The organism is Dactylosporangium sp. CA-233914, assembly GCF_050942935.1.
In the GTDB taxonomy this organism is placed as follows: Bacteria; Actinomycetota; Actinomycetes; order Mycobacteriales; family Micromonosporaceae; genus Dactylosporangium.
In genome coordinates this window covers 5804270-5824132 of sequence record NZ_CP192030.1, presented here as the reverse complement: position 1 = coordinate 5824132, position 19863 = coordinate 5804270, and the positions used below count along the sequence as shown (strand labels likewise).

Below are 19863 nucleotides of genomic sequence, written 5' to 3'. Positions count from 1 at the left end.
AACGCGGCGACCCGTTCGAGCGCTGATTGATGCACCATGATTCGCACGGGGCACGTGGTATCGGAGGTTCATTTGTCACACCCGGGCTTCTTCGAGGTGCGTACCAGCGACCGCGAGCTGGCCGCCGAGTCGCTGAACCGGGTCATCGCCCACCGGGCGCGGATGCGCTTCGACGATCCCGGCGCCGTCGACGTGTACCTGCGGACCGCGAACTACGACGGGCTCGGCGCCGACGTGATACGCATGGGCGGGCTGCACTACGCCGGCACCGTGGATTCGGCCGACTTCCTGCTGGCCGGGCTGGTCGTCGACGGCACCGGGGTCGTGCACGGCCGCCGCGGCCACAGCAGCCCGGTGCCCCGCCACGGCGGCTTCCTGTACCCGGTCGGGGTCAAGTTCACCGCCGAGTGGGAGGATGCCGCCCTGGCCACCATCCGCCTGCCGATCCCCCCGGTCGCCCAGATCGCCGAGGCCGCCACCGGTGTGCCCGCGGCCGACCTGCGCTTCGAGTCGGTGACGCCGGTGTCGGAGGCGATGCGGCAGTACTGGGCCGCCACCGCCGACTATCTCGTCCGCGAGCTCGCCGCCCCCGACGCCGACCTGCCGCCGCTGGTGCTCGAGCACCTGACCCGCCTCGCCGCCGCGTCGCTGCTGAGCGTCTTTCCCAACACGACGATGACCGCCGCGCGGCTGCCCAGCCCCGGCCGCATCCCGCCGGCCGCCGTGCGCCGCGCCGCCGCCTACATGGAGGCCCACGCGCACGAACCGCTGATCGTGGCCGACGTCGCCGACGCGGCCGGGATCGGGGTGCGCGGGCTGCAGATCGCGTTCAAGCGGCACCTGGAGCAGACGCCGCTTGAGTACCTGCGCCGCATCCGCCTCGACCGCGTCCACCGCGAGCTGCAGGCGGCCGAGCCCGGCTCCGGCACCACCGTGAAGGCCGTCGCCCGCCGGTGGGGCTTCGCCAACCCCGGCCGGTTCACCGCCGAGTACCGTGCCGTCTACGGCCACCTGCCCAGCCACACCCTGCGCACCTGAGCACTCGGCACCAACTTTGTCGATCTTGCCGTCGTTGCTCCCAGGCGGCGGCAGACTGGCGCCATGAGCAGCTCCGTGCTCGCCGAGGACCCCGTACGCGCCCCGGCCATGCTCACCCGGCGCCAGGTGAACGTCGTTTTCACCGCGATCCTGCTCGGCATGCTGCTCGCCGCCCTCGACCAGACGATCGTCTCCACGGCGCTGCCGACAATCGTCGGCGACCTCGGCGGGGCCGGGCACATGTCGTGGGTCGTCACCGCGTACCTGCTCGCCGAGACCGTCGCCACCGTCCTGGCCGGCAAGTTCGGCGACCTGTTCGGCCGCAAGCTCGTGTTCCAGATCAGCGCCGTCGTCTTCGTCGCCGGGTCCGCGCTGTGCGGGGTCGCCCAGGACATGGTCATGCTGATCGGGGCCCGGGCCCTGCAGGGCGTCGGCGGCGGCGGGCTCATGGTCACCGCGATGGCGCTCATCGCCGACGTCATCCCGCTGCGCGACCGGGGCCGCTACCAGGGCGCCCTCGGCGCCGTCTTCGGCGTGACCACCGTCGTCGGCCCCACCCTCGGCGGGCTGTTCACCGACCACCTCAGCTGGCGGTGGGCCTTCTACGTCAACGTGCCCGTCGCCGTGGTGGTCCTGGCGATGTCGGCCCGGGCGCTGCCGTCGGTCCGCGCCGCGGCCAAGCCGATCGTCGACTACGCCGGCATCGCCCTCGTCGCGGCCGGCTCGTCCAGCATGATCCTCGCGCTGTCGTGGGGCGGCAACGAGTACGCCTGGGGCTCCCCCGTCATCATCGGGCTGCTCGCCGCCGCGGTCGTGCTGCTGGCCGCGTTCGTCCGCGTCGAGCTGCGGGTCACCGAGCCGATGCTACCGATGCGGCTGTTCCGCAACTCGGTGTTCACCGTCTGCTCGGCCCTGAGCTTCATCGTCGGCTTCGCCATGCTCGGGGCGATGACGTTCCTGCCGACCTACCTGCAGTACGTCGACGGCGTCTCGGCCACCGCCTCCGGCGTGCGCACCCTACCCATGGTGCTGGGCCTGTTCATCACCTCGATCATGTCCGGCACCCTGATCAGCCGCACCGGCCGCTACCGCGCGTTCCCGATCGCCGGCGGCGCCGTCATGGCCGCCGGCCTGTTCCTCATGTCGACGATGAAGCCCGGCACCAGCCCGTGGCTGGAGTCGCTGTACATGTTCGTCCTCGGCCTCGGCATCGGCCTGTCGATGCAGGTCCTCACGATCGCCGTGCAGAACACCGTCCCCTACCCGGACCTGGGCACCGCCACGTCCGGCGTCACGTTCTTCCGTACCCTGGGCAGCTCGTTCGGCACCGCGATCTTCGGCACCCTGTTCACCAACCACTTCGGCCCCGCCCTGGCCCGCGCCCTGGCCACCGATCCCGGCGTGCCGGCGCCCGCGGCCCAGAACCCCGAACTGCTCGCCAAGCTCCCGCCCGCCCAGGCCGCCCCGATCATCGACGCCTACGCCAGCAGCATCACCGACGTGTTCCGCTGGGTCGTCCCCGTGGCGCTGCTGGCCTTCCTCATCGCCTGGTTCCTGCGCGAGGTCCCGCTGCGCGACAGCGCCCGCGCCGCCGCGACCGACGTCGGCGACGCCTTCTCCGCCCCGCCGGCCGACCGGGTCGGCCAGCTCGAACGCGCGATCAGCGACACGATCCGCAAGACCCGCGGCAGCGACCCGGGCTTCATGAACCGCATCCTGACCGCGGCCGGCGGCGGCCTGAGCCCGTCCCAGGCGTGGGCGGTCGGCCAGACCCACCTGCACACCACGGTCCGCGGCGAGGCGAACCTGACCGCGATCGCCCACCGCCACCGCATGCCGCCCGAGGTCCTGCACCCGACGTTCAACGACCTGTGCACCGCCGGCCTGGCCCGCCTCGACGGCGACACCGTCCAGCTCACCCCGGCCGGCCAGGCCCAGCTCGACCGCGTCCAGGCGGCCTGGAAGCAGTGGCTGGACGCACGGCTGGACGACATCACCCTGGCCGACCCCGACGACCGGGTGCTGCTGGACCGGGCGCTGACGAACATCGCCACCCGCCTCGTCGACGAGCACGGCGAGGTCCAGCCCCAGCCCGCGGCCCGCTAAGCAGCGGCCGTTGACAAGACTTCTTGTGACAAGAAGTCTTGTTACATGAATGAACGACGGGATCTCGCCGGCGATGCCGCCGCGATGCGCGCGCTCGCGCATCCGGTCCGGCTCGCGATCCTGGAGCTCCTGGGTCGAGACGGGCCGTTGACCGCCACCCAGACCTCGCAACGGCTGGCCCAGAGCCCGGGAAACATGTCCTGGCATCTGAAGGTCCTGGCGCGGCACGGCTTCGTGGTGGAGGCACCGGGAGGCAAAGGCAGACGCCGGCCCTGGGCCTTGACCGCACTCGGGCACCGGTTCGAGCCGGAGCCGTCCTCGCAGGACGAACGTCTGGCCGCCGACGCGTTGCTCGCCACCGTCGCGAAGCGCAGCTTCAGCCAGCTGCAGGCCTGGCTCGCGACCCGGCACACGGCCCCACCAGCCTGGAAACGGGCCGCGATGGTCAGCGACTGGACGCTCTATCTCACCGCCGAGGAAACCGAGGAACTCCACAACCAGGTCCACGCCATCTTCGAGGCGTTCACCGACCGGCTCCGCGAACCCGCCAAGCGACCACCAGGAGCACAGCCGGTCAAGGGCATGCTGACCTTGCACCCGCTGCAACTTCCACCGAGCCCGTGAACCGCACCGCGCAACGCATCGACCTGACACTGCTGACGGTGGGGCTCGCCGTGTCAACGGCGGGAGATGCGGCGGCGCTGGTGGCGTTGCTGCTGCGCCTGCGGCCCCACGGCACCGGCTGGGTCACCGGATTACTCGCCGCCGAACTACTGCCGTTCGTCCTCCTCGCCCCCCTCGTCGGCAAGGTCGTGGATCGCCTCGAAACCCGCAGCGTCCTGCTCGTCGCCCTGGCCGGTCAAGCAGCGCTGTGCATGCCACTGGCGTTCGCGAGCTCCCGGTGGATGATCGTGAGCCTGTTCGCCGCGCTCTCGGCGCTGTCCGCTTTCGTCCGCCCGGCCACGGCCGCCCTCATCCCGGCGATCACCGGCGAGGACCGCGCCGAACGCGGATACGCGCTGCTGGCGACCGGCACGAATCTCGGCTGGATCGCCGGGCCCGCCACCGGCGGGATGCTGGCCACCGTATTCGGCGCCACCGCTGCGGTCCTCGCCGATGCCGCGACCTTCGCCGCCCTCGCGCTGGCCTGCACCGCGTTGACGGTCCGCCGGAAACCGACGCACACACCGGCCGACCCCGCAGCGGCGACCCGAGCGGGTGGCCTCCGGCTCCTGCTGGGCGATCCGATCCTCAGAAGCGCGCTCCTGGGCAGCGTGATCGCAGTGTGCAGCGGCGTGATCGACAACGTCGCCGCACCCTTCCGGTTCGTCGACCAACTCGGCGCGAGCGCCACCGGATACGGCACCTACCTCACCCTCTGGGGCGCCGGAGCCCTCGCCGGGGCTCAGATCCTGCCACGCATCAGGCTGCGCCCGCACGCCGCGCTGGCCACCGGAAACCTGCTCGTCGGTGCTGGAATCGCGGGCATCGGCATCGCCCCCAGCCTCACGTGCGCCTTCATCGCATCCGTCGTCGGCGGCGTCGGCAACGGACTCGGTGGCGTCGCCCAGAACACCTTGATCAGTCTGCGCACCTCACCACGTCAGCGCGGCCGAGCCTTCGCCGCCGCGGCTGCCCTCATCCAAACGGCCATCGGGCTCGGCACTGCCGCGGCAGCACCCGTCATCAACGTCCTCGAGGCCGACGGAGCCCTCATCGCCGCCGGCGGGCTCACCGCCGTCACCGCAGCTGGAACCCTCATGCTTGGTCGTGCTCCGTGCTCCCGCCGAAACCGGACAACCGACGGGCACGGCCGTCCAACACCGTTCTTCGCCCGCGACGGAGGGTAGCGACCGTCGTCACCAGTCGTGCAGGGTGCCGTCCGTGAGGCGGTTGACCGGCAGGTACGCGCGGGCGTACGGATACTTGCCGGCCTCGTCCACGTCCAGCGACACACCCAGGCCGGGCTCCGAACCCGGGTGCAGCAGGCCATCCGTGAACGTGAACGACTGGCGGAAGACCTCGTCGGTGCGGGCGCCGTGCGGGTTGTACTCCTGGATGCCGAAGTTGTGCAGCGCCAGCCCCAGGTGCAGCGCCGCCGCCATGCCCACCGGGGAGACGTCCTGCGGGCCGTGCATGCCCGACCTGATCTGGTACTGCGCCGCGAAGTCGAGGATCCTGCGCAGGTGCGTGATGCCGCCCGTGTGCGTCACCGCCGAGCGGACATAGTCGATCAGCTGCTCCCGCACGATCTGCTGATAATCCCACACCGTGTTGAAGACCTCGCCGATCGCCAGCGGCGTCGTCGTGTGCTGCCGGACCAGCCGCAGCGCCTCCTGGTTCTCCGCCGGCGTGCAGTCCTCCAGCCAGAACAGGTCGTACGGCTCCAGGGCCTTGCCCAGCCGCGCCGCCTGGATCGGCGTCAGACGGTGGTGCACGTCGTGCAGCAGCGGCAACTGCGGGCCGAACTCCGACCGGACCGCCTCGAACACCGACGGCAGATGCCGCAGGTACGAACGGCTGTCCCACACCTCCACGTCCCGCGCCGCCGACGCCGTCCCGTAGACCGGCGGCAGCCCGGGCACGCCGCTCTGCACCCGGATCGCCCGGAAGCCCAGCGCCCGGCGCTCGCGGATGCTGTCGAACAGCTCCGGCAGATCCTGCCCCGAGGCGTGGCCGTAGGCCAGCAGACCGTCCCGGCAGGCGCCGCCGAGCAGCTGGTAGAGCGGCATCCCCGCGGCCCGTGCCTTGATGTCCCACAGGGCCGTGTCCACCGCGGCGATCGCCGCCATCGTCACCGGCCCCCGCCGCCAGTACGCCCCGCGGTACAGCAGCTGCCACGTATCCTCGATCCGGTGCGCGTCCCGGCCGATGAGCATCGGCACCACGTGGTCGCGCAGATACGCCACCACGGCCATCTCCCGGCCGTTGAGCGTGGCGTCACCCAGCCCCGACAACCCGTCGTCGGTGGTCAGCTTCAGCGTCACGAAGTTGCGGTCCGGACTCGTGACGACCACTTCGGCCCTGTCGATCAACACAGGACAGAAACCTATCAGCGAGCTCCGCGGCCGGCACCGGGGCGCGCACAGAAGGTCACTGCGCGGGCTCCTCGTCCGGTGCGGCGATGACGTCCGCGAGCAGGTCGGTGCCGTCGAAGTCCTCGGCGCCCGCGTACGGGTCGAAGGTGTCGCGCTCGTCCATGGCCGGGACCGTACCGGGGCCGGCGGCGGCGGTGATCCCGGATTCGTGCCACAACCGCACCGGGCGTCGACCCGGTCACGGCCGCGCGGCGGCGGCTTCGCGGCGGTTGGCGACCAGACTGGTGGCGGTGACGACGCCGAGGGTCAGGATGATCACGACCAGGGACAGCGGGGTCGGGATGTCCGGGACCCAGGACCACACGGTGTGCGCCCAGTGCAGCACCAGTTTGCCGCCGATGAAGGCGAGGATGACCGCGAGGCCGTGGTTGAGGTGGCGCAGCTTCGAAAGGGCGTTGCGCAGCACGAAGTACAGCGCCCGCAGGCCGAGCAGCGCGAACGCGTTGGTGGCGAAGACCAGGTAGGGGTCGCTCGTCACGCCGTACACCGCGGGGACCGAGTCGACGGCGAAGACCACGTCGGTGAGGAACACGGCGGCCACGACCAGGGCCATCGGGGTCAGCGCGCGCCGTCCGGCCCGGCGGACGGTGAGGCGGGTGCCGTCGTAGGCGTCGGTGACCGGCATGACCCGGCGCAGCAGGCGCGTGACGCGCATGTCGCCCGGGTTCACCTCGTGCTCGCCGCCGCGCAGGGCGTCGCGCAGCACCTTGCCGGCGGTGACGATGAGCACGGCGCCGAAGACCAGGAAGGCCCACGTGCCGGCCGACAGCAGCGCGGCACCGGCGGCGATGAAGACGCCTCGCAACATGAGGGCGCCGACGATGCCGTACAGCAGGACGCGCTGGACGAGCTTCGACGGCACCGCGAACGCGCTGATCAGCAGCATGAAGACGAACAGGTTGTCGACGGAGAGCGACTTCTCGACCACATAGCCGGTGAAGTACTCGACGCCGGGCCTGCCGCCGTGGGCCAGCCACACGTAGACGCCGAACGCGGCCGGCAGGGCCAGGTAGAAGACCGTCCAGGCGACCGCCTCGCGCATCGGCACGTCGTGCGGGCGGCGGGTCATGACGAAGTCGAGGGCGAGCAGTCCCAGCAGGACGGCGATGGTCACCGCCCACAACTGGGGCGACGCGATGGACTCGGTCGGCATGGGAACTCCTCGAACGCAGCATTGCTCGTCCGAGGTCTCCCCCACCCGCCGCCGGCGGGTGGCCGCCCGGGAGCCGCGCTGGCGGCTCGTACTGACCGGGGTCGGCCTTGCGGGGTACTCCCCTCAGCCGCCGAGGATACCCGCCCTAGCTGGACGTTTCCTGGAAGCTCGCGGAGGCGGGGTCGGAGGCGACAGCCGGGCCGGACTGCGACGGGGACGGCGAGGCGGTGGAGGCCGACACCGACGGCGAGGGCGAGGCCGACTCCTGTGACGGGGACGGCGACGGCGAGGCCGGCGCGGAGACGGACGCGGACGGGGACGCCGAGGCCGAGTGGGGCACCCGGGGCGAGGTGGTGACCGGCCGGTTCCGGGTGGTGGTCGCGGTCGCCGTGGGGCGCAGCGGCTCGGTGGTGGCCGGGTCGGCGCCGGTCGGCACGACGTCCTGGCCGGTCGGCGGGGCGGCCTCGGCCGGGGCGCCGCCGACCTCCGCGGAGTGGCCGAACCACGGGACCACGCCGGTGACCGCCGAGCCGAGCGCGCCGACGGTCCCGGCCAGCACGACGGCCACGCCGAGGGTCACCGCGGCGGTGCGCAGCGCCCACCGCCGGGGCTGGGTGTGCCGGCGCACCCGGGCCGGCCGGGTGGGCGGGCGCGGGGTCTCGGGGCGGATCGCGGTCAGCACGGCGGTGCGGCGGGACTCGGCGGCCTCGTTGAGCCAGGCCGGCAGGTCGACGGCGGTGCCGGAGACCTCGGCCAGGACCAGGGCGGCCTCGTCGCTGGACGGGCGGGCCTGCGGGTCGGCGCTCAGGCAGCGTTCGACGAGTTCGAGCAGCGCGGCGGGGCGGCCGGCGCCGGCGTGGCCGCCGAGGCAGGCGGCGAGGACGGCGCCGAGCGCGTGCACGTCGGCGGCGGCCGCGGACGGGTCGTAGTCGGCGTCGCCGCGGAATCCGACGATCTTGGCGCCGACGTCGGTGAGCAGGATCTTGGCCGGGGTGAGGGCGCCGTGGGCGACCCACTGGCCGTGCGCGTGGGCCAGGGCCGCGGCGACCTGGGCGCCGGTCCGGGCGGCGTCGCGCCACGGCATCGGGCCGCCGTGCAGGCCGGCCTCGAGCCGGTCGGCCAGGGACGGGCCGTCGGCGAGCTCCATCACCACGTAGGGCGTCGGGCCGCGCCCGGGCAGGTCGGCGACGCCGACGTCGTAGACGGCGGCGATGTTGCCGTGGACGAGCCGGGCGGCGATGCGGCCGCCGGCGAGGAAGCGCTCGGCGTCCACCGGGCCGCCCTCGCGCGGCAGGCGGACCGCGACCGGCCGGTGCAGCAGCCGGTCGGCGCCGTGCCAGATCTCGGCGGTGCCGCCGGCCCCGGCGAGCCGGTCCAGGCGGTAGCGCCCCTCGATCTCCATGATGTTCGGCGATGCCCCCCAGCTCGGCCCGATCGGTGCCACGTGTGCCCCGCCGCAACAGTACCGCTCGCGGACCGGGTCCTGCGTGACGGTTAGGTGTCGATTGGGCCCTCATCATGCAGGTCAGGGGCGTACGACGCCGGTCTCGTAGGCGTGGATGACGGCGTGGACCCGGTCGCGCAGCCCGAGCTTCATGAGCACGTTGGCGACGTGGGTCTTGACGGTGTGCTCGCTGATGAACAGCTCGGCGGCGATCTCGGCGTTGGTCCGGCCGCGGGCCAGGGCCAGCAGGACCTCGTGCTCGCGCGGGGTCAGCACCGCGTTGACGTGCGGTTTCGGCGGCTTCGAGGCGACGAGTCCGTCGATGAGGCGGCGGGTGACGGCCGGGTCGAGCAGGGCGTCACCGCGGGCGGCGACGCGCACGGCGTCGACGAGCTGCTCGCGGCGGATGCCCTTGAGCAGGAAGCCGCTGGCGCCGGCCCGCAGTGCCTCGTACACGTACTCGTCGGCGTCGAATGTGGTCAGGATCACCACCCGGGTCGGCGGGGAGGCGGCCAGGATGCGCGGCAGCGCGGTGAGGCCGTCGTGGCCGGGCATGCGGATGTCGAGCAGCAGCACGTCCGGGCGGTGGTCGCGGGCGGCGGCGACGGCCTCGCGCCCGTCGGCGGCCTCGGCCACGACCTCGATGTCGTCCTGCGCGGCGAGGATGGCCTCGAACCCGGCCCGCACCAGCTCCTGGTCGTCGGCGATGACGACGCTGATCACCGCGGCAGCTCCGCCTCGACGAGCCAGCCGTCGCCGTCGGGTCCGGCGGCGAAGCGGCCCCGCAGCGCGGCGACCCGCTCCCGCATGCCGACGATGCCGTTGCCCGCGCCCGCCGCCCGGAACGATCCGGCGTTGCGCACGCCGACGCGAACGGTGGCGGGCAGGTAGGTCAGCGACACCGACGCCGGTCCGGACGCATGCTTGAGCACGTTGGTCAGCGCCTCCTGGACGATGCGGAACACGGCCCGGTCGACGGCGGCGGGCAGCGGCTCCACCGTACCGGTCACGGTGTGCTCGACCGGCACGCCGGCGGCCCGGACCCCGGCGAGCAGCCCCGGCAGCCCCTCGACGCCGGAGGGAGTCTCCCGCAGCGCGCCGACGAGCTGGCGCAGCTCGGTGAGGACCTGCCGGCCGGCCTCGCTGATCGCGTCGAAGGCGCGCACGGCCGCCTCCGGCGAGCGCGCCAGCAGCGCCGGGCCGGCCTCGGCCTGCACGATGACGAGGCTGACCTGGTGGCCGACGACGTCGTGCATCTCCCGGGCCATCCGCGCCCGCTCGTCGGCGACGGCCCGCTGCTCCAGCAGCACCGCCTGGCGGCGCAGCAGCGCGGAGCGCTCGCCGAGCAGCCACGCGGCGGCGTAGACGACCTCGGAGGCGATGAACCCCTCCGCCGAGGGCCGCTGCGGGTCCAGCAGCATGACCGCCGGCACGACGGCGAGCGCGATGGCCAGGGCGGCGCGGGCGCGGGCGCGGGGGGCGTGCACGGCGATGCTGTACAGCGCGACCAGCGACGCCCACGGCAGGATCGGCTCCGGCACCGGCGACACGCTGTGTACGGCGGTGACGGCCCCGATCAGTAGCCCGGCCGCGAACGGGTGGGTCCGCCGGCCCAGCAGCGGCAGGCACTCGGCGGCGATCAGCGGCCACGCGTACCACGGGAAGGGCCGCGCCCCCGCCAGCGGCGCGACGCTGAGCAGCGCCACGAGCGCGACGAGGGCCGGTTCGCGGGTCCGGCGGGCGAGATCCACGGGCAGCAGTCTCGCCGATGCCGGGGCCGGGCGCCTCCCCCGCGCGAGCGAGTCGCGGCCCGCCCGCGCGCGGGAGGTGCCGGGCTCCCAGCGTCCCTACGTTCGGCGCATGCGATCCGTGCTCGTCCTCGCCCTGCTGCTGGCCACCGTCCTCGCCGCCCCGGCGCCCGCCCGCGCCGGCGACGACTGCCCGGTCGAGGTGCCGCCGGGCACCGTCTGCGGCCGGCTCGACCGGGGCCACGGCGTCGGGGTCCGCTACGCCGTGCACCGCTCGGACTCGCCCGGCCGCCGGCCGGATCCGATCGTGTTCACCAGCGGCGGGCCGGGCTCGCCGTCGCTGGGGCTGCTGTGGTACCTCACGTCGGCCCCCTTCGGCAAGGACCGCGACGTCGTCGTGGTCGAGCAGCGCGGCTCGCGGTACTCCGAGCCGCGGCTTTCCTGCCCGGAGCTGGACCGGGCCCTGCTCGACCGGCTCGCCGGGGCCGGCGAGGCGACGCTGGTCGCGGCCGGGCGCGCCTGCCGCGACCGCCTCGCCCGGGCCGGCATCGACCCGGGCGAGTTCAACACCCGGGCGATCGCCGGGGACGTGGTGGCGCTGCGCCACGCGCTCGGGTACGCCTCCTGGAACCTCTTCGGCGTGAGCTACTCCACGCGCAGCATGCTCGCCGCGGCGGCCGCCGACCCGGGCGGCACCCGCGCCGTGGTCCTGGACTCGTTCCTGCCGGCGAGCACCGCGCAGTACGACGTCGGCACTCTTGATCTTCGCGCCGCCCTGGAGCGCGTCCGCCCGGGGCTCTCCGGCGAGCTCGCCCGGGCCGCCGACCGGCTCGAGCGCCGGCCCGCCCGGGTCGCGGTCACCGACCCACTGACCGGCCGGCCCCTGGTGCTGCGGCTCACCGGGCAGGACGTGGCCGGGCTCGTCGCCGAGGGCATGCAGGACGCCGACTTCGTCACCGCGCTGCCGCCGCTGCTGCGCGCCCTCGCGGCCGGGCACGACGAGCTGCTGCCGGGGCTCGCCCAGGTCGCGGCCGGCAGCCTCGTCTCCCACGACACCGGCGTCTACTACGCGGTGAACTGCCAGGACGAGGTGCCGTTCAACACGTTCGCCGCGGACGCGGGGCCGCGCTCGTTCTTCGCCGCCGTCGACCCCGCCGTGTGCCGCGGCCTCGGCCTGCCGGCCGGCGACGACACCGGCGCGGCCACCGCGGCCCCGGCGCTGGTGCTCGGCGGCGCGTTCGACCCGGCCACGCCGGTCGGGCGGGCCCGGGCCGCGGCCGCGCGGGACCTGCCGGGCGCGACCGTCGTGGAGTTCGCGGGGCTGTCGCACGCGGTGTTCCTGGGCAGCGCGTGCGCCCGCGCCACCATCGCGGCGTTCCTGGACGCTCCGGGCGGGTTCGCGTGGCCGTGCGACCCGGCGGCCTCGCCCTACCGGACCCTCGGCCCGGGCTCGGTCGCGGTCACCAGCCGCGCCTACGACCTCGCCGCCGACCCGTGGCGCCAGGCGCTGCCGGCCGCCGCGCTCGCGCTCGCCGCGCTGGTCACGCTCGGCGCCGGGGCGCTGCGGCGGCGGGCGTGGGCGGCGGGCGCCGGGGCGCCACGGCCGGGCTGCTGGCCGCGGCGGGGCTGCTCGTCCACGGTACGGCGCAGGCCCACCCGGCGAGCCTGCTCGTCGGCGTGCCGTGGCCCGTCGCAGGGTGCGCGGTCGCCGCCGGGCTGATCCTCGGCGGGTACGGCGCCGCGGGCCTGCGCCGCCGGCCGGTCAGCGCGGTGTCGCAGACGGTGATCGCCGCCGTCTACCTGGTGTGGTGGTTCGGTGGCTGACGGGTAAGCTCCGGCGCATGACCGCCCGCGGCGTGTACCGGTGGACGGTGCTGGCGGTCATTGTCGTGTGCGCCGTCGTGTCGTACGCCGTCATCAGCCACCGCCTCGGCGGGCCGGCGGCGCCGAAGCCGGGTCCGCGGCCGGACTTCCAGCTGCCGTTCCCGTGCGGGGAGGTGTGGACGCTCACGACGTACCCAGGCCACGACGACTACGACATCGACTTCTTCGCCGCCTCCGGCCCCACCGGCGGCCGGACGGTGCTCGCCTCGGCCGCCGGAACCGTGCAGTGGGCCGGCTGGAGCGCGACGCTCGTGGACGGCCGGCCGGCGCCGCCGGGCTCCTCGGGGACCCGCGGCGGGCTCGGCTACGGCGTCGTCCTCGACCACGGCGGCGGCTGGTTCAGCGAGTACGGTCACCTCGCCGCCGACCCGCAGGTGCGCACCGGCGAGCACGTGGAGCGCGGCCGGCTCCTCGGCGTGGTCGGCCACACCGGCTCGACGAGCGTCGACCACCTGCACTACGAGCAGCTCGACGACACCCGCGACCCGAAGCGGACCCGAGGCAACGGCGACAAGGTCGAGGCCCTCTTCGACGGGGTGCCGTCCGGCATCACGTCCGACGCGCACTCGCCGGACCAGACCCGCACCAGCCGCAACTGCGCGCTCACATCGGCTCCCCCGCCGGCCTGACGGTCAGCGTCGGCGGGACCCGAAGATGCGGCGCTGGGACTCGGCGATCGGCACGTCGTTGATGCTGGCCTCCCGGCGGGACATGAGCCCCTCGCTGTCGAACTGCCACAGCTCGTTGCCGTAGCTGCGCCACCACTGCCCGGCGGTGTCGTGGCTCTCGTACTGGAAGTGCACCGCGATCCGGTCCCCGCGGAACGTCCACAGCTCCTTGCGCAGCGCGTAGTCGAGCTCCCGCGCCCACTTCGCCCGCAGGAACGCCACGATCTCGGCCCGCCCGGTGAGGAACTGGTCCCGGTTGCGCCACACGGAGTCCTCGGTGTAGGCCGACGCCACCCGCTGCGGGTCGCACGTGTTCCAGGCGTCCTCGGCCGCCTGCACCTTGGCGAGGGCGCCGGCGAGCGTGAACGGCGGCAACGGCGGCATCGAGCTCATACCCGGCCGCTACCCCCGCCACCGCGAACCAACCCTCCTGCGCACCCGCCGGCCCGAGTCCACTGTGGACACGAGGCCGCCTGGTAGCCTTTTACGCTCCAACGCGACGGCAGGGGGTGGGCTCGGGATGCGGTTCGGCGCCCCCGCGCGGTCACTCGCGGCCGGCCTCGCCGTCAGCGTCTGCGCCCTCCTGCTCGGGCTCACCCTCGCCCGCCACGCCGTGCCCGGCGACACCTTCCAGGTCGCGCGGGCCACCCACGCGAGCGTCGCGGCCGGGGCCGACGTCCGGCCCGACACGGCCGCCGTGACGGCCACCGAGGGCATCGCCGAACCGTCGTTCGCCTTCACCGAGAGCACGCCCGTCGCCGGCATCGCCCGGGCCGGGTGGGCCGCCCAGACCCGCGGATGCCGCGGGCCACCCGCCTGCTGAGGAACACCAGGTAACGCTCAGCCGTGGCCCCGAGGGGTCGACGGCCGAGTCCCGTTTGCCCGAAAACCTCAGGAGGTACACCTTGTGAATGCCGTGCTGGCGATCGGAATCTTCACGATCGCGTTCGTGCTCATCGCCACCGAGAAGGTCCATCGCGTCGCTGTCGCGCTCGGGGCGGCCGGGGTCATGGCGCTGCTCGGGCTCGTGCCGGGCAACGACGTCTTCTTCTCCGAGCACGCCGGGATCGACTGGAACGTCATCTTCCTGCTGCTCGGCATGATGATCATCGTCGGGGTCATCAAGCAGACCGGGCTGTTCGAGTTCCTGGCCATCTGGGCGGCGAAACGCTCGCGCGGGCGGCCCTACAAGCTGCTGGTGATGCTCATGGTCATCACCGCGGTGGCGTCGCCGTTCCTGGACAACGTCACCACCATCATGCTCGTGGCGCCGGTGACCGTGCTGGTCTGCCGGCGGCTGGGGATCCCGGCCGCGCCGTACCTCATCGCCGAGGCGCTCGCGTCCAACATCGGCGGGGCGGCGACGCTGATCGGAGACCCGCCGAACATCATCATCGGCAGCCGGGCGGGGCTGAGCTTCAACGACTTCGTCGTGCACATGGCGCCGATCGTCGCGGTGCTGTTCGTGCTCTTCGTGCTGCTGTCGTGGGTGATGTTCCGCAAGCGCTTCGAGTACCACCCGGAGCGCGTCGCGCAGATCATGGCGCTGGACCCGCGGGCCGCGATCACCGACCGGCGGCTGCTGGCGCGCTGCCTCGCGGTGCTGGCGCTGGTCGTGACCGGGTTCGGGCTGCACGCGGTCATCCACGTGGAGCCGGCGATCGTGGCGCTGCTCGGGGCCGGGCTCATGGTGCTCGTCTCCCGGGTGGCGACGGAGAAGTACCTGGCGGAGGTCGAGTGGTCGACGCTGGTGTTCTTCATGGGACTCTTCGTCATGGTCGGCGGGCTGGTGGAGACCGGCGTCATCCACCGCATCGGGGCGTGGGCGACCGGGCAGGTCGGCGACGACCACTTCGCCGCCGCGACCGGGCTGCTGTTCGGCTCGGCGATCCTGGGCGCGTTCTTCGACAACATCCCGTACGTGGCGACGATGGCCCCGATCGTCGAGGACGTCGTCGCCACGACGCCGGACCCGCAGACCGGCCGCTCGCTGTGGTGGGCGTTCGCGCTCGGGGCCGACTTCGGCGGCAACGGCACGGCGGTCGCGGCCAGCGCCAACGTCGTCGTGCTCGGCATCGCCGCCCGGGCCGGGGAGCCGATCAGCTTCTGGCAGTTCACGCGGTACGGCATCGTGACCACCGTCATGACGACCGTCATCGCCTGGGGGTACGTCTGGCTGCGCTATTTCGCGTGACCACCGTCCATTACCACTGAACGGTTTCGGACAGTTCGTCACAAGACTGTCATACCGCCGCGGGACAGCGGTCATATCGATTCGTCAGGGTGGCTGCGGCACTCGCGGGCGGGCAGCGGCACAACGGCTGCCCGCCCGCGTCTTGACCTGTGAAGGAGCGCAACACCGTGGACGTCGAACGCACCGCACTGCCCGGCATCGGCCTGCGACACGAGTTCGTGACCGCCAAGGGCCAGCACGCTGCGGTGGTGTCGCACGTGTCGGGACGGCGGGACGTCGTGCTGTACAGCACCGAGGACCCCGACACCGTGCTCGCGTCGCTGTCGCTCAACACCGACGAGGCCAACGGCGTCGCCGAGTTGCTCGGCACCAGCCGCATCGTGGAGCGCCTCGCCGACCTGCAGCGGCAGGTGACCGGGCTCAAGACGGTGCAGGTGCCGATCACCGCCGGGTCGCCGTACGACGGGCGAACACTCGGCGACACCGCGGCCCGCACCCGCACCGGGGCGTCGATCGTCGCGGTCATCCGGTCCGGGCAGATCCTCGCCAGCCCCCGGCCGGACTTCGTGTTCTTCCCGGGCGACCTGGTCGTCACGGTCGGCACGGCCGAGGGCACCGCCGCCGTCATCGACATCCTCGCCAACGGCTGACCGCCGATGCACGGTGCTGCCGCATTGATCGAGATCGGCGCGGTCCTCCTCGGGCTGGGCCTGCTCGGCGCGGTCTCCACGAAGTTCTCCATCTCGCCGATCCCGCTGTACCTGCTGGCCGGCCTCGCCTTCGGCCAGGGCGGCATCCTGCCCCTGGCCACCAGCGAGGAGTTCACGGCCACCGGCGCGGAGATCGGCGTCATCCTGCTGCTGTTCACGCTCGGCCTGGAGTACACCGCGCCGGAGCTCGTCGGCACGCTGCGGCACAACGCGCTCGCCGGCGTCGTCGACCTGGTGCTCAACGCGGCCCCCGGCGTGGCGACGGCGCTGATCCTCGGCTGGGGGCCGGTCGCGGCGGTGGCGCTGGGCGGCGTGACCTACGTGACCTCGTCCGGCATCACCGCCAAGGTGCTCGCCGACCTTCAGTGGCTGGGCAACCGCGAGGTGCCGGTCGTGCTGTCGCTGCTGGTCTTCGAGGACCTCACGATGGCGGTGTACCTGCCCATCCTCACGGCGATGCTGGCCGGCGTCGGGCTCGTGGCGGGCCTGGGCACGCTCGCGATCGCCGCGGCGACGATCACGGTCATCCTCGTCATCGCGCTGCGCTTCGGCCGCTACGTCGAGATGTTCGTCGCCTCCCCGAACGAGGAGGTGCTGCTGCTCAAGGCGCTGGGCCTGACGGTGCTTGTGGCCGGCGTCGCCCAGCTGCTGCAGGTCTCGGCGGCGGTCGGGGCGTTCCTGGTCGGCATCGCGCTGTCCGGTCCCCTCGCGCACACCGCCCGCGAGCTGCTCAGCCCCCTGCGGGACCTCTTCGCCGCGGTGTTCTTCGTCTTCTTCGGCCTGCACACCGACCCGGCCGCGCTGCCCCCGATGCTCGGCATCGCGCTGGTGCTGGCGTTCGTGAGCATCCTGACGAAGATCGCCACCGGGTGGTGGGCGGCCAAGCGCGCCGGGATCAGCCCGCTGGGCCGGGCCCGGGCCGGCGTCGCGCTCACCCCGCGCGGCGAGTTCAACATCGTCATCGCCGGCCTGGCGGTCTCGGCCGGGCTCAACGACCGCATCGGCCCGCTCGCCGCCGCGTACGTGCTCGTCCTGGCGATCCTCGGCCCGATCCTGGCCCGCTCCCTGGAGCCGCTGAGCCGGCGCATCGCCCGCAAGCGCGGCCTGCCGACGCCCGAGGTGCCGTGATGGCCGCGCCGCTGGACGTGTCGATCGTGCTGCCGTGCTACAACGAGGCGGCCCACGTTCGCATCGAGCTCGACCGGATCTGCAAGGCGATGGACGAGGCCGGGTACCGCTACGAGCTGCTCGCCATCGACGACGCCTCGACCGACGACACCCTGGCGGTGCTGCGCGAGGCCCGGGAGGCGCTGCCGGCCGTGCAGGTGGTGGCGATGCCGCGCAACGGCGGGGCCGGCACCGTGCGGCGGCTGGGCTCGCGGATGGCCCGCGGCGAGATCGTCGTGTGGACGGACGCGGACCTGACGTATCCGAACGAGCGCATCCCCGAGCTGGTGCGGCGCCTGCGCGAGGACCACACCGTCGACCAGGTCGTCGGGGCGCGCACCTCGGAGCAGGGCAGTCACCGGCTGCTGCGGATCCCGGCGAAGTGGGCGATCCGCAAGATCGCCGAGTGGCTGGCCGGGCAGCCGATCCCGGACCTTAACTCGGGGCTGCGGGCGTTCCGGCGCTCGGTTGCCGCGCCCTACCTGCGGCTGCTGCCGGCCGGCTTCTCGTGCGTCACGACGATCACGCTGGCGTTCCTGTCCAACGGGCACGCGGTCGCCTACCTACCGATCGACTACGCGAAGCGGGCCGGGCGCTCGAAGTTCCGGTTCGTCACCGACGCGTACCGGTACCTGCTGCAGGTGCTGCGCATGGTGATGTACTTCAATCCGCTCAAGGCCCTCATGCCGCTGGCCCTGCTGCTGCTCGCCCTCGGCGCGGCCAAGAGCGTGGTCGACGTCGTCGTGCACCCGGTGCGGGTGGCCACGAACACGGTGATGCTGTTCCTGACCGGCCTGATCATCGCCTCCCTCGCGCTGCTCGCCGACCTGATCGTCAGATCCCGCCCGGACGCCTGAACGCCACCGCCACGAGGCCGGGGCCGGTGCCCGGCGCCAGGCGCTGGGCGAGGCGGAACGGCGCGGTGGCCCAGCGGTGGGCGAGGCCGCGCAGCCGCCGCTCGGGCTGCAGCAGCCGCCCGGAGGCCGCCGAGCGCTGCTCGGCCGACGCGGCGTCCACCGTGGCCAGCCGCCGCCGGGCGATCCGGTTGCGGCCGGCCTCCAGCAGGTACCCCAGCGGCATGCCGTAGTGGACGATCTCGATCTCCTCCAGGCCCGCCCCGGCGAGGAGTGCGCGAAGCGCGGCCGGGTCGTAGCGGCGGTAGTGGCCCACGAGTTCGTCGGCCGGCCCGTAGCGGTGCTGGTGGGCCGGCACGGACAGCAGCAGCCGCCCGCCGGGCCGCAGCCGCTCGGCCCACGCGGCGACGGCGGCCGCGTCGTCCTCGAGGTGCTCGAGGACCTCGAAGGCGCAGACGATGTCGTACCGGCCCGGCTCCAGCTCCTCCAGGCGGATGTTGCGCGCCCGGCCGGGGATCCGCCGCGACGCGACCGCGAACGAGGCGGGATCGGGCTCGATGCCGACGTAGTGGTACCGGCGGGCCAGGCGCGCCCCGAACCCGCCCTGCCCGCAGCCGATCTCCAGCACGTCCGCGGGTCCGCCGGGCAGCAGCCGGGCGACGACGTCGAGGCGCAGCCAGGCGTTGAGCGACAGCGGCGGACTCGTGTCCTCACGCACCGCGAATCCTCTCCCACAACGGTCCCACGACCCGCTCGGCGGTGAACTCGCGCTCGGCGAGCGCCCGGGCCGCCGTGCGCAGCCGGGCCAGCCCGGGCCGGTCGCCGGCCAGCCGGTCGAGGGCGGCGGCCAGCGCAGCCGGGTCGCCGGGCGGCACGAACACGGCGGCGTCCCCGAGCGCTCTGCGCTGCGGGGCGGTGTCGGACGTCACCACGGCGCAGCCCGCCGCCGCCCCCTGGAAGACCTTGTTCGGCACGACCCGCACGGCCTTCGGGCCGGTGCCGAAGATGCCCAGGCACACGTCGTGCCCGGCGACCAGCCCCGGCAGCTCCTCCGGCCCCGCCCAGTCGAGCCAGTCGACGGCGGCCCCGGCCGCGGCCCGCCGCGTCTCGGCGCGGTCCTGCCCGGTGCCGACCATCGTGAACCGCACCGGCCGCCCGGCCAGCAGCGCGGCCGCGGCCCCGATCGCCGGCGCCCCCTGCAGCGGCGTGTACAGCCCGAAGAACACCACCCGCAGCGGACCGTCCGCGGTGGACGGCTCGGCCGCGAACCAGGCGTCGGGCGCCCCGACGGCGCACACCACGGCCTTGGCGCGGGCCGCCGGCGGCAGGGCGGCCCGCTGCTCGTCGGTGTCGACGACGAGCACATCCGCCCGCCGCAGCGCGAGATCGTCCACCATGGACAGCACCCGCACTCCCCCGCCCAGGCGCCGGTCGGCGGCCGTGTCCGCGGCGGCGGCCAGGTGGTCCAGCACCAGCGGGGTTCTGCCGAAGAGCAGGCGCGCCAGGTGTACGTCCAGCAGCCCCAGATACCCCACGACCACCGCGTCCGGGGCGGCACCGCGCCGCGCCGAACGGGCGAGGGTCCACCAGCGCCGGGCCAGCCGTCCGGCCAGGGGGATCGCGCGCCACGGCCGCCGTACTGCCGAAACCCGCTCCGCCGTGGAGATCCCCAGCGGCGCGTTGCACTGCGTCACGCTCGCGCCGCGCGCCCGTAGCCCCTGGGCGAGCACGAGCACGCGGGGGTGCGTGCCGGTGTCGTAGGTGCCGAAGAACAGCACGCGCACACCGGCTAGGCTCGG

20 protein-coding genes are annotated in these 19863 nt (G+C 73.7%); 12 read left to right on the top strand and 8 right to left on the bottom strand.

Features of this window, described 5'->3' with window-relative positions:
- Nucleotides 1–72 precede the first annotated feature (72 nt).
- From ACQPY0_RS25755 to ACQPY0_RS25740, 4 genes are all read left to right on the top strand, one after another.
- A complete protein-coding gene (locus tag ACQPY0_RS25755; RefSeq protein ID WP_432993536.1) occupies nucleotides 73–1038 on the top strand; it encodes an AraC family transcriptional regulator in 966 nt (321 codons plus the stop codon).
- 63 nt (nucleotides 1039–1101) lie between these two features.
- A complete protein-coding gene (locus ACQPY0_RS25750; protein WP_432993534.1) occupies nucleotides 1102–3144 on the top strand; it encodes a DHA2 family efflux MFS transporter permease subunit in 2043 nt (680 codons plus the stop codon).
- Between the two features lie 45 nt (nucleotides 3145–3189).
- Nucleotides 3190–3768, top strand: a complete 579-nt coding sequence (locus ACQPY0_RS25745; protein WP_432993532.1) for an ArsR/SmtB family transcription factor — start codon at nucleotides 3190–3192, stop codon at nucleotides 3766–3768.
- The gene (locus ACQPY0_RS25740) at nucleotides 3765–4994 is read left to right on the top strand and encodes an MFS transporter (protein ID WP_432993530.1); all 1230 of its coding nucleotides are present in this window, start codon (nucleotides 3765–3767) and stop codon (nucleotides 4992–4994) included. Before ACQPY0_RS25745 ends, ACQPY0_RS25740 begins: the two co-directional genes overlap by 4 nt.
- A 9-nt stretch (nucleotides 4995–5003) precedes the next feature.
- Here the strand turns inward: ACQPY0_RS25740 and manD are convergent, their stop codons facing one another.
- The 5 genes from manD to ACQPY0_RS25715 form a co-directional block, all read right to left on the bottom strand.
- Entirely contained in the window at nucleotides 5004–6182 is a 1179-nt protein-coding gene (gene manD, locus ACQPY0_RS25735) for a D-mannonate dehydratase ManD (RefSeq protein WP_432993528.1), read from the bottom strand.
- Between the two features lie 238 nt (nucleotides 6183–6420).
- On the bottom strand, nucleotides 6421–7395 hold the full coding sequence (locus ACQPY0_RS25730; RefSeq protein ID WP_432993526.1) for a TerC/Alx family metal homeostasis membrane protein: 975 nt from the start codon (nucleotides 7393–7395) through the stop codon (nucleotides 6421–6423).
- Nucleotides 7396–7540: 145 nt separating this feature from the next.
- Nucleotides 7541–8797, bottom strand: a complete 1257-nt coding sequence (locus ACQPY0_RS25725) for a protein kinase (RefSeq protein ID WP_432993524.1) — start codon at nucleotides 8795–8797, stop codon at nucleotides 7541–7543.
- Between the two features lie 123 nt (nucleotides 8798–8920).
- Nucleotides 8921–9562 carry a response regulator gene (locus ACQPY0_RS25720; protein WP_432993522.1) on the bottom strand — a complete coding sequence of 214 codons (642 nt, stop codon included), beginning with the start codon at nucleotides 9560–9562 and terminating at the stop codon, nucleotides 8921–8923.
- Entirely contained in the window at nucleotides 9559–10590 is a 1032-nt protein-coding gene (locus ACQPY0_RS25715) for a sensor histidine kinase (RefSeq protein WP_432993520.1), read from the bottom strand. Before ACQPY0_RS25715 ends, ACQPY0_RS25720 begins: the two co-directional genes overlap by 4 nt.
- A 109-nt stretch (nucleotides 10591–10699) precedes the next feature.
- Between ACQPY0_RS25715 and ACQPY0_RS25710 the strand changes: the two genes are divergently transcribed.
- From ACQPY0_RS25710 to ACQPY0_RS25700, 3 genes are read left to right on the top strand one after another with little or no spacing between them, the layout of a single operon-like run.
- Nucleotides 10700–12307 carry an alpha/beta fold hydrolase gene (locus ACQPY0_RS25710; RefSeq protein ID WP_432993518.1) on the top strand — a complete coding sequence of 536 codons (1608 nt, stop codon included), beginning with the start codon at nucleotides 10700–10702 and terminating at the stop codon, nucleotides 12305–12307.
- Nucleotides 12265–12411 carry a hypothetical protein gene (locus tag ACQPY0_RS25705; RefSeq protein WP_432993516.1) on the top strand — a complete coding sequence of 49 codons (147 nt, stop codon included), beginning with the start codon at nucleotides 12265–12267 and terminating at the stop codon, nucleotides 12409–12411. Before ACQPY0_RS25710 ends, ACQPY0_RS25705 begins: the two co-directional genes overlap by 43 nt.
- Nucleotides 12412–12428: 17 nt before the next feature.
- Nucleotides 12429–13100, top strand: a complete 672-nt coding sequence (locus ACQPY0_RS25700; protein WP_432993514.1) for a M23 family metallopeptidase — start codon at nucleotides 12429–12431, stop codon at nucleotides 13098–13100.
- 3 nt (nucleotides 13101–13103) lie between these two features.
- On the opposite strand, the gene ACQPY0_RS25695 is transcribed toward ACQPY0_RS25700, so the two are convergent.
- The gene (locus ACQPY0_RS25695; RefSeq protein WP_432993512.1) at nucleotides 13104–13532 is read right to left on the bottom strand and encodes a nuclear transport factor 2 family protein; all 429 of its coding nucleotides are present in this window, start codon (nucleotides 13530–13532) and stop codon (nucleotides 13104–13106) included.
- A gap of 127 nt (nucleotides 13533–13659) precedes the next feature.
- Between ACQPY0_RS25695 and ACQPY0_RS25690 the strand changes: the two genes are divergently transcribed.
- The 5 genes from ACQPY0_RS25690 to ACQPY0_RS25670 all read left to right on the top strand — a co-directional run bounded on the left by ACQPY0_RS25690 (nucleotide 13660) and on the right by ACQPY0_RS25670 (nucleotide 18067).
- A complete protein-coding gene (locus ACQPY0_RS25690) occupies nucleotides 13660–13962 on the top strand; it encodes a hypothetical protein (protein ID WP_432993510.1) in 303 nt (100 codons plus the stop codon).
- Between the two features lie 84 nt (nucleotides 13963–14046).
- Complete coding sequence (locus ACQPY0_RS25685) at nucleotides 14047–15333, top strand: SLC13 family permease (protein ID WP_432993508.1); 1287 nt, start codon at nucleotides 14047–14049, stop codon at nucleotides 15331–15333.
- A 167-nt stretch (nucleotides 15334–15500) separates the two neighbouring features.
- Nucleotides 15501–15983, top strand: coding sequence for a cation:proton antiporter regulatory subunit (locus ACQPY0_RS25680; RefSeq protein WP_432993506.1), 483 nt, complete (start codon nucleotides 15501–15503; stop codon nucleotides 15981–15983).
- Between the two features lie 6 nt (nucleotides 15984–15989).
- Nucleotides 15990–17171, top strand: coding sequence for a cation:proton antiporter (locus ACQPY0_RS25675; protein ID WP_432993504.1), 1182 nt, complete (start codon nucleotides 15990–15992; stop codon nucleotides 17169–17171).
- Nucleotides 17171–18067 (top strand): glycosyltransferase family 2 protein, encoded by an 897-nt coding sequence (locus ACQPY0_RS25670; RefSeq protein ID WP_432993502.1) that lies wholly within the window; start codon nucleotides 17171–17173, stop codon nucleotides 18065–18067. Before ACQPY0_RS25675 ends, ACQPY0_RS25670 begins: the two co-directional genes overlap by 1 nt.
- Here the strand turns inward: ACQPY0_RS25670 and ACQPY0_RS25665 are convergent.
- Together ACQPY0_RS25665 and ACQPY0_RS25660 are read right to left on the bottom strand one after the other, a co-directional pair.
- Complete coding sequence (locus tag ACQPY0_RS25665) at nucleotides 18045–18782, bottom strand: class I SAM-dependent methyltransferase (protein WP_432993500.1); 738 nt, start codon at nucleotides 18780–18782, stop codon at nucleotides 18045–18047. The genes ACQPY0_RS25670 and ACQPY0_RS25665 overlap by 23 nt on opposite strands.
- Complete coding sequence (locus tag ACQPY0_RS25660; RefSeq protein ID WP_432993498.1) at nucleotides 18775–19848, bottom strand: glycosyltransferase; 1074 nt, start codon at nucleotides 19846–19848, stop codon at nucleotides 18775–18777. Before ACQPY0_RS25660 ends, ACQPY0_RS25665 begins: the two co-directional genes overlap by 8 nt.
- Nucleotides 19849–19863 lie beyond the last annotated feature (15 nt).

Coding starts and splice junctions, on each gene's coding strand:
- ACQPY0_RS25725 (WP_432993524.1), bottom strand. CDS start 8,797: ATGGAGATCGAGGGGCGCTACCGCCTGGACCGGCTCGCCGGGGCCGGC.
- ACQPY0_RS25700 (WP_432993514.1), top strand. CDS start 12,429: ATGACCGCCCGCGGCGTGTACCGGTGGACGGTGCTGGCGGTCATTGTC.
- ACQPY0_RS25750 (WP_432993534.1), top strand. CDS start 1,102: ATGAGCAGCTCCGTGCTCGCCGAGGACCCCGTACGCGCCCCGGCCATG.
- ACQPY0_RS25745 (WP_432993532.1), top strand. CDS start 3,190: ATGAATGAACGACGGGATCTCGCCGGCGATGCCGCCGCGATGCGCGCG.
- ACQPY0_RS25695 (WP_432993512.1), bottom strand. CDS start 13,532: ATGAGCTCGATGCCGCCGTTGCCGCCGTTCACGCTCGCCGGCGCCCTC.
- ACQPY0_RS25670 (WP_432993502.1), top strand. CDS start 17,171: ATGGCCGCGCCGCTGGACGTGTCGATCGTGCTGCCGTGCTACAACGAG.
- ACQPY0_RS25675 (WP_432993504.1), top strand. CDS start 15,990: ATGCACGGTGCTGCCGCATTGATCGAGATCGGCGCGGTCCTCCTCGGG.
- ACQPY0_RS25710 (WP_432993518.1), top strand. CDS start 10,700: ATGCGATCCGTGCTCGTCCTCGCCCTGCTGCTGGCCACCGTCCTCGCC.
- ACQPY0_RS25730 (WP_432993526.1), bottom strand. CDS start 7,395: ATGCCGACCGAGTCCATCGCGTCGCCCCAGTTGTGGGCGGTGACCATC.
- ACQPY0_RS25690 (WP_432993510.1), top strand. CDS start 13,660: ATGCGGTTCGGCGCCCCCGCGCGGTCACTCGCGGCCGGCCTCGCCGTC.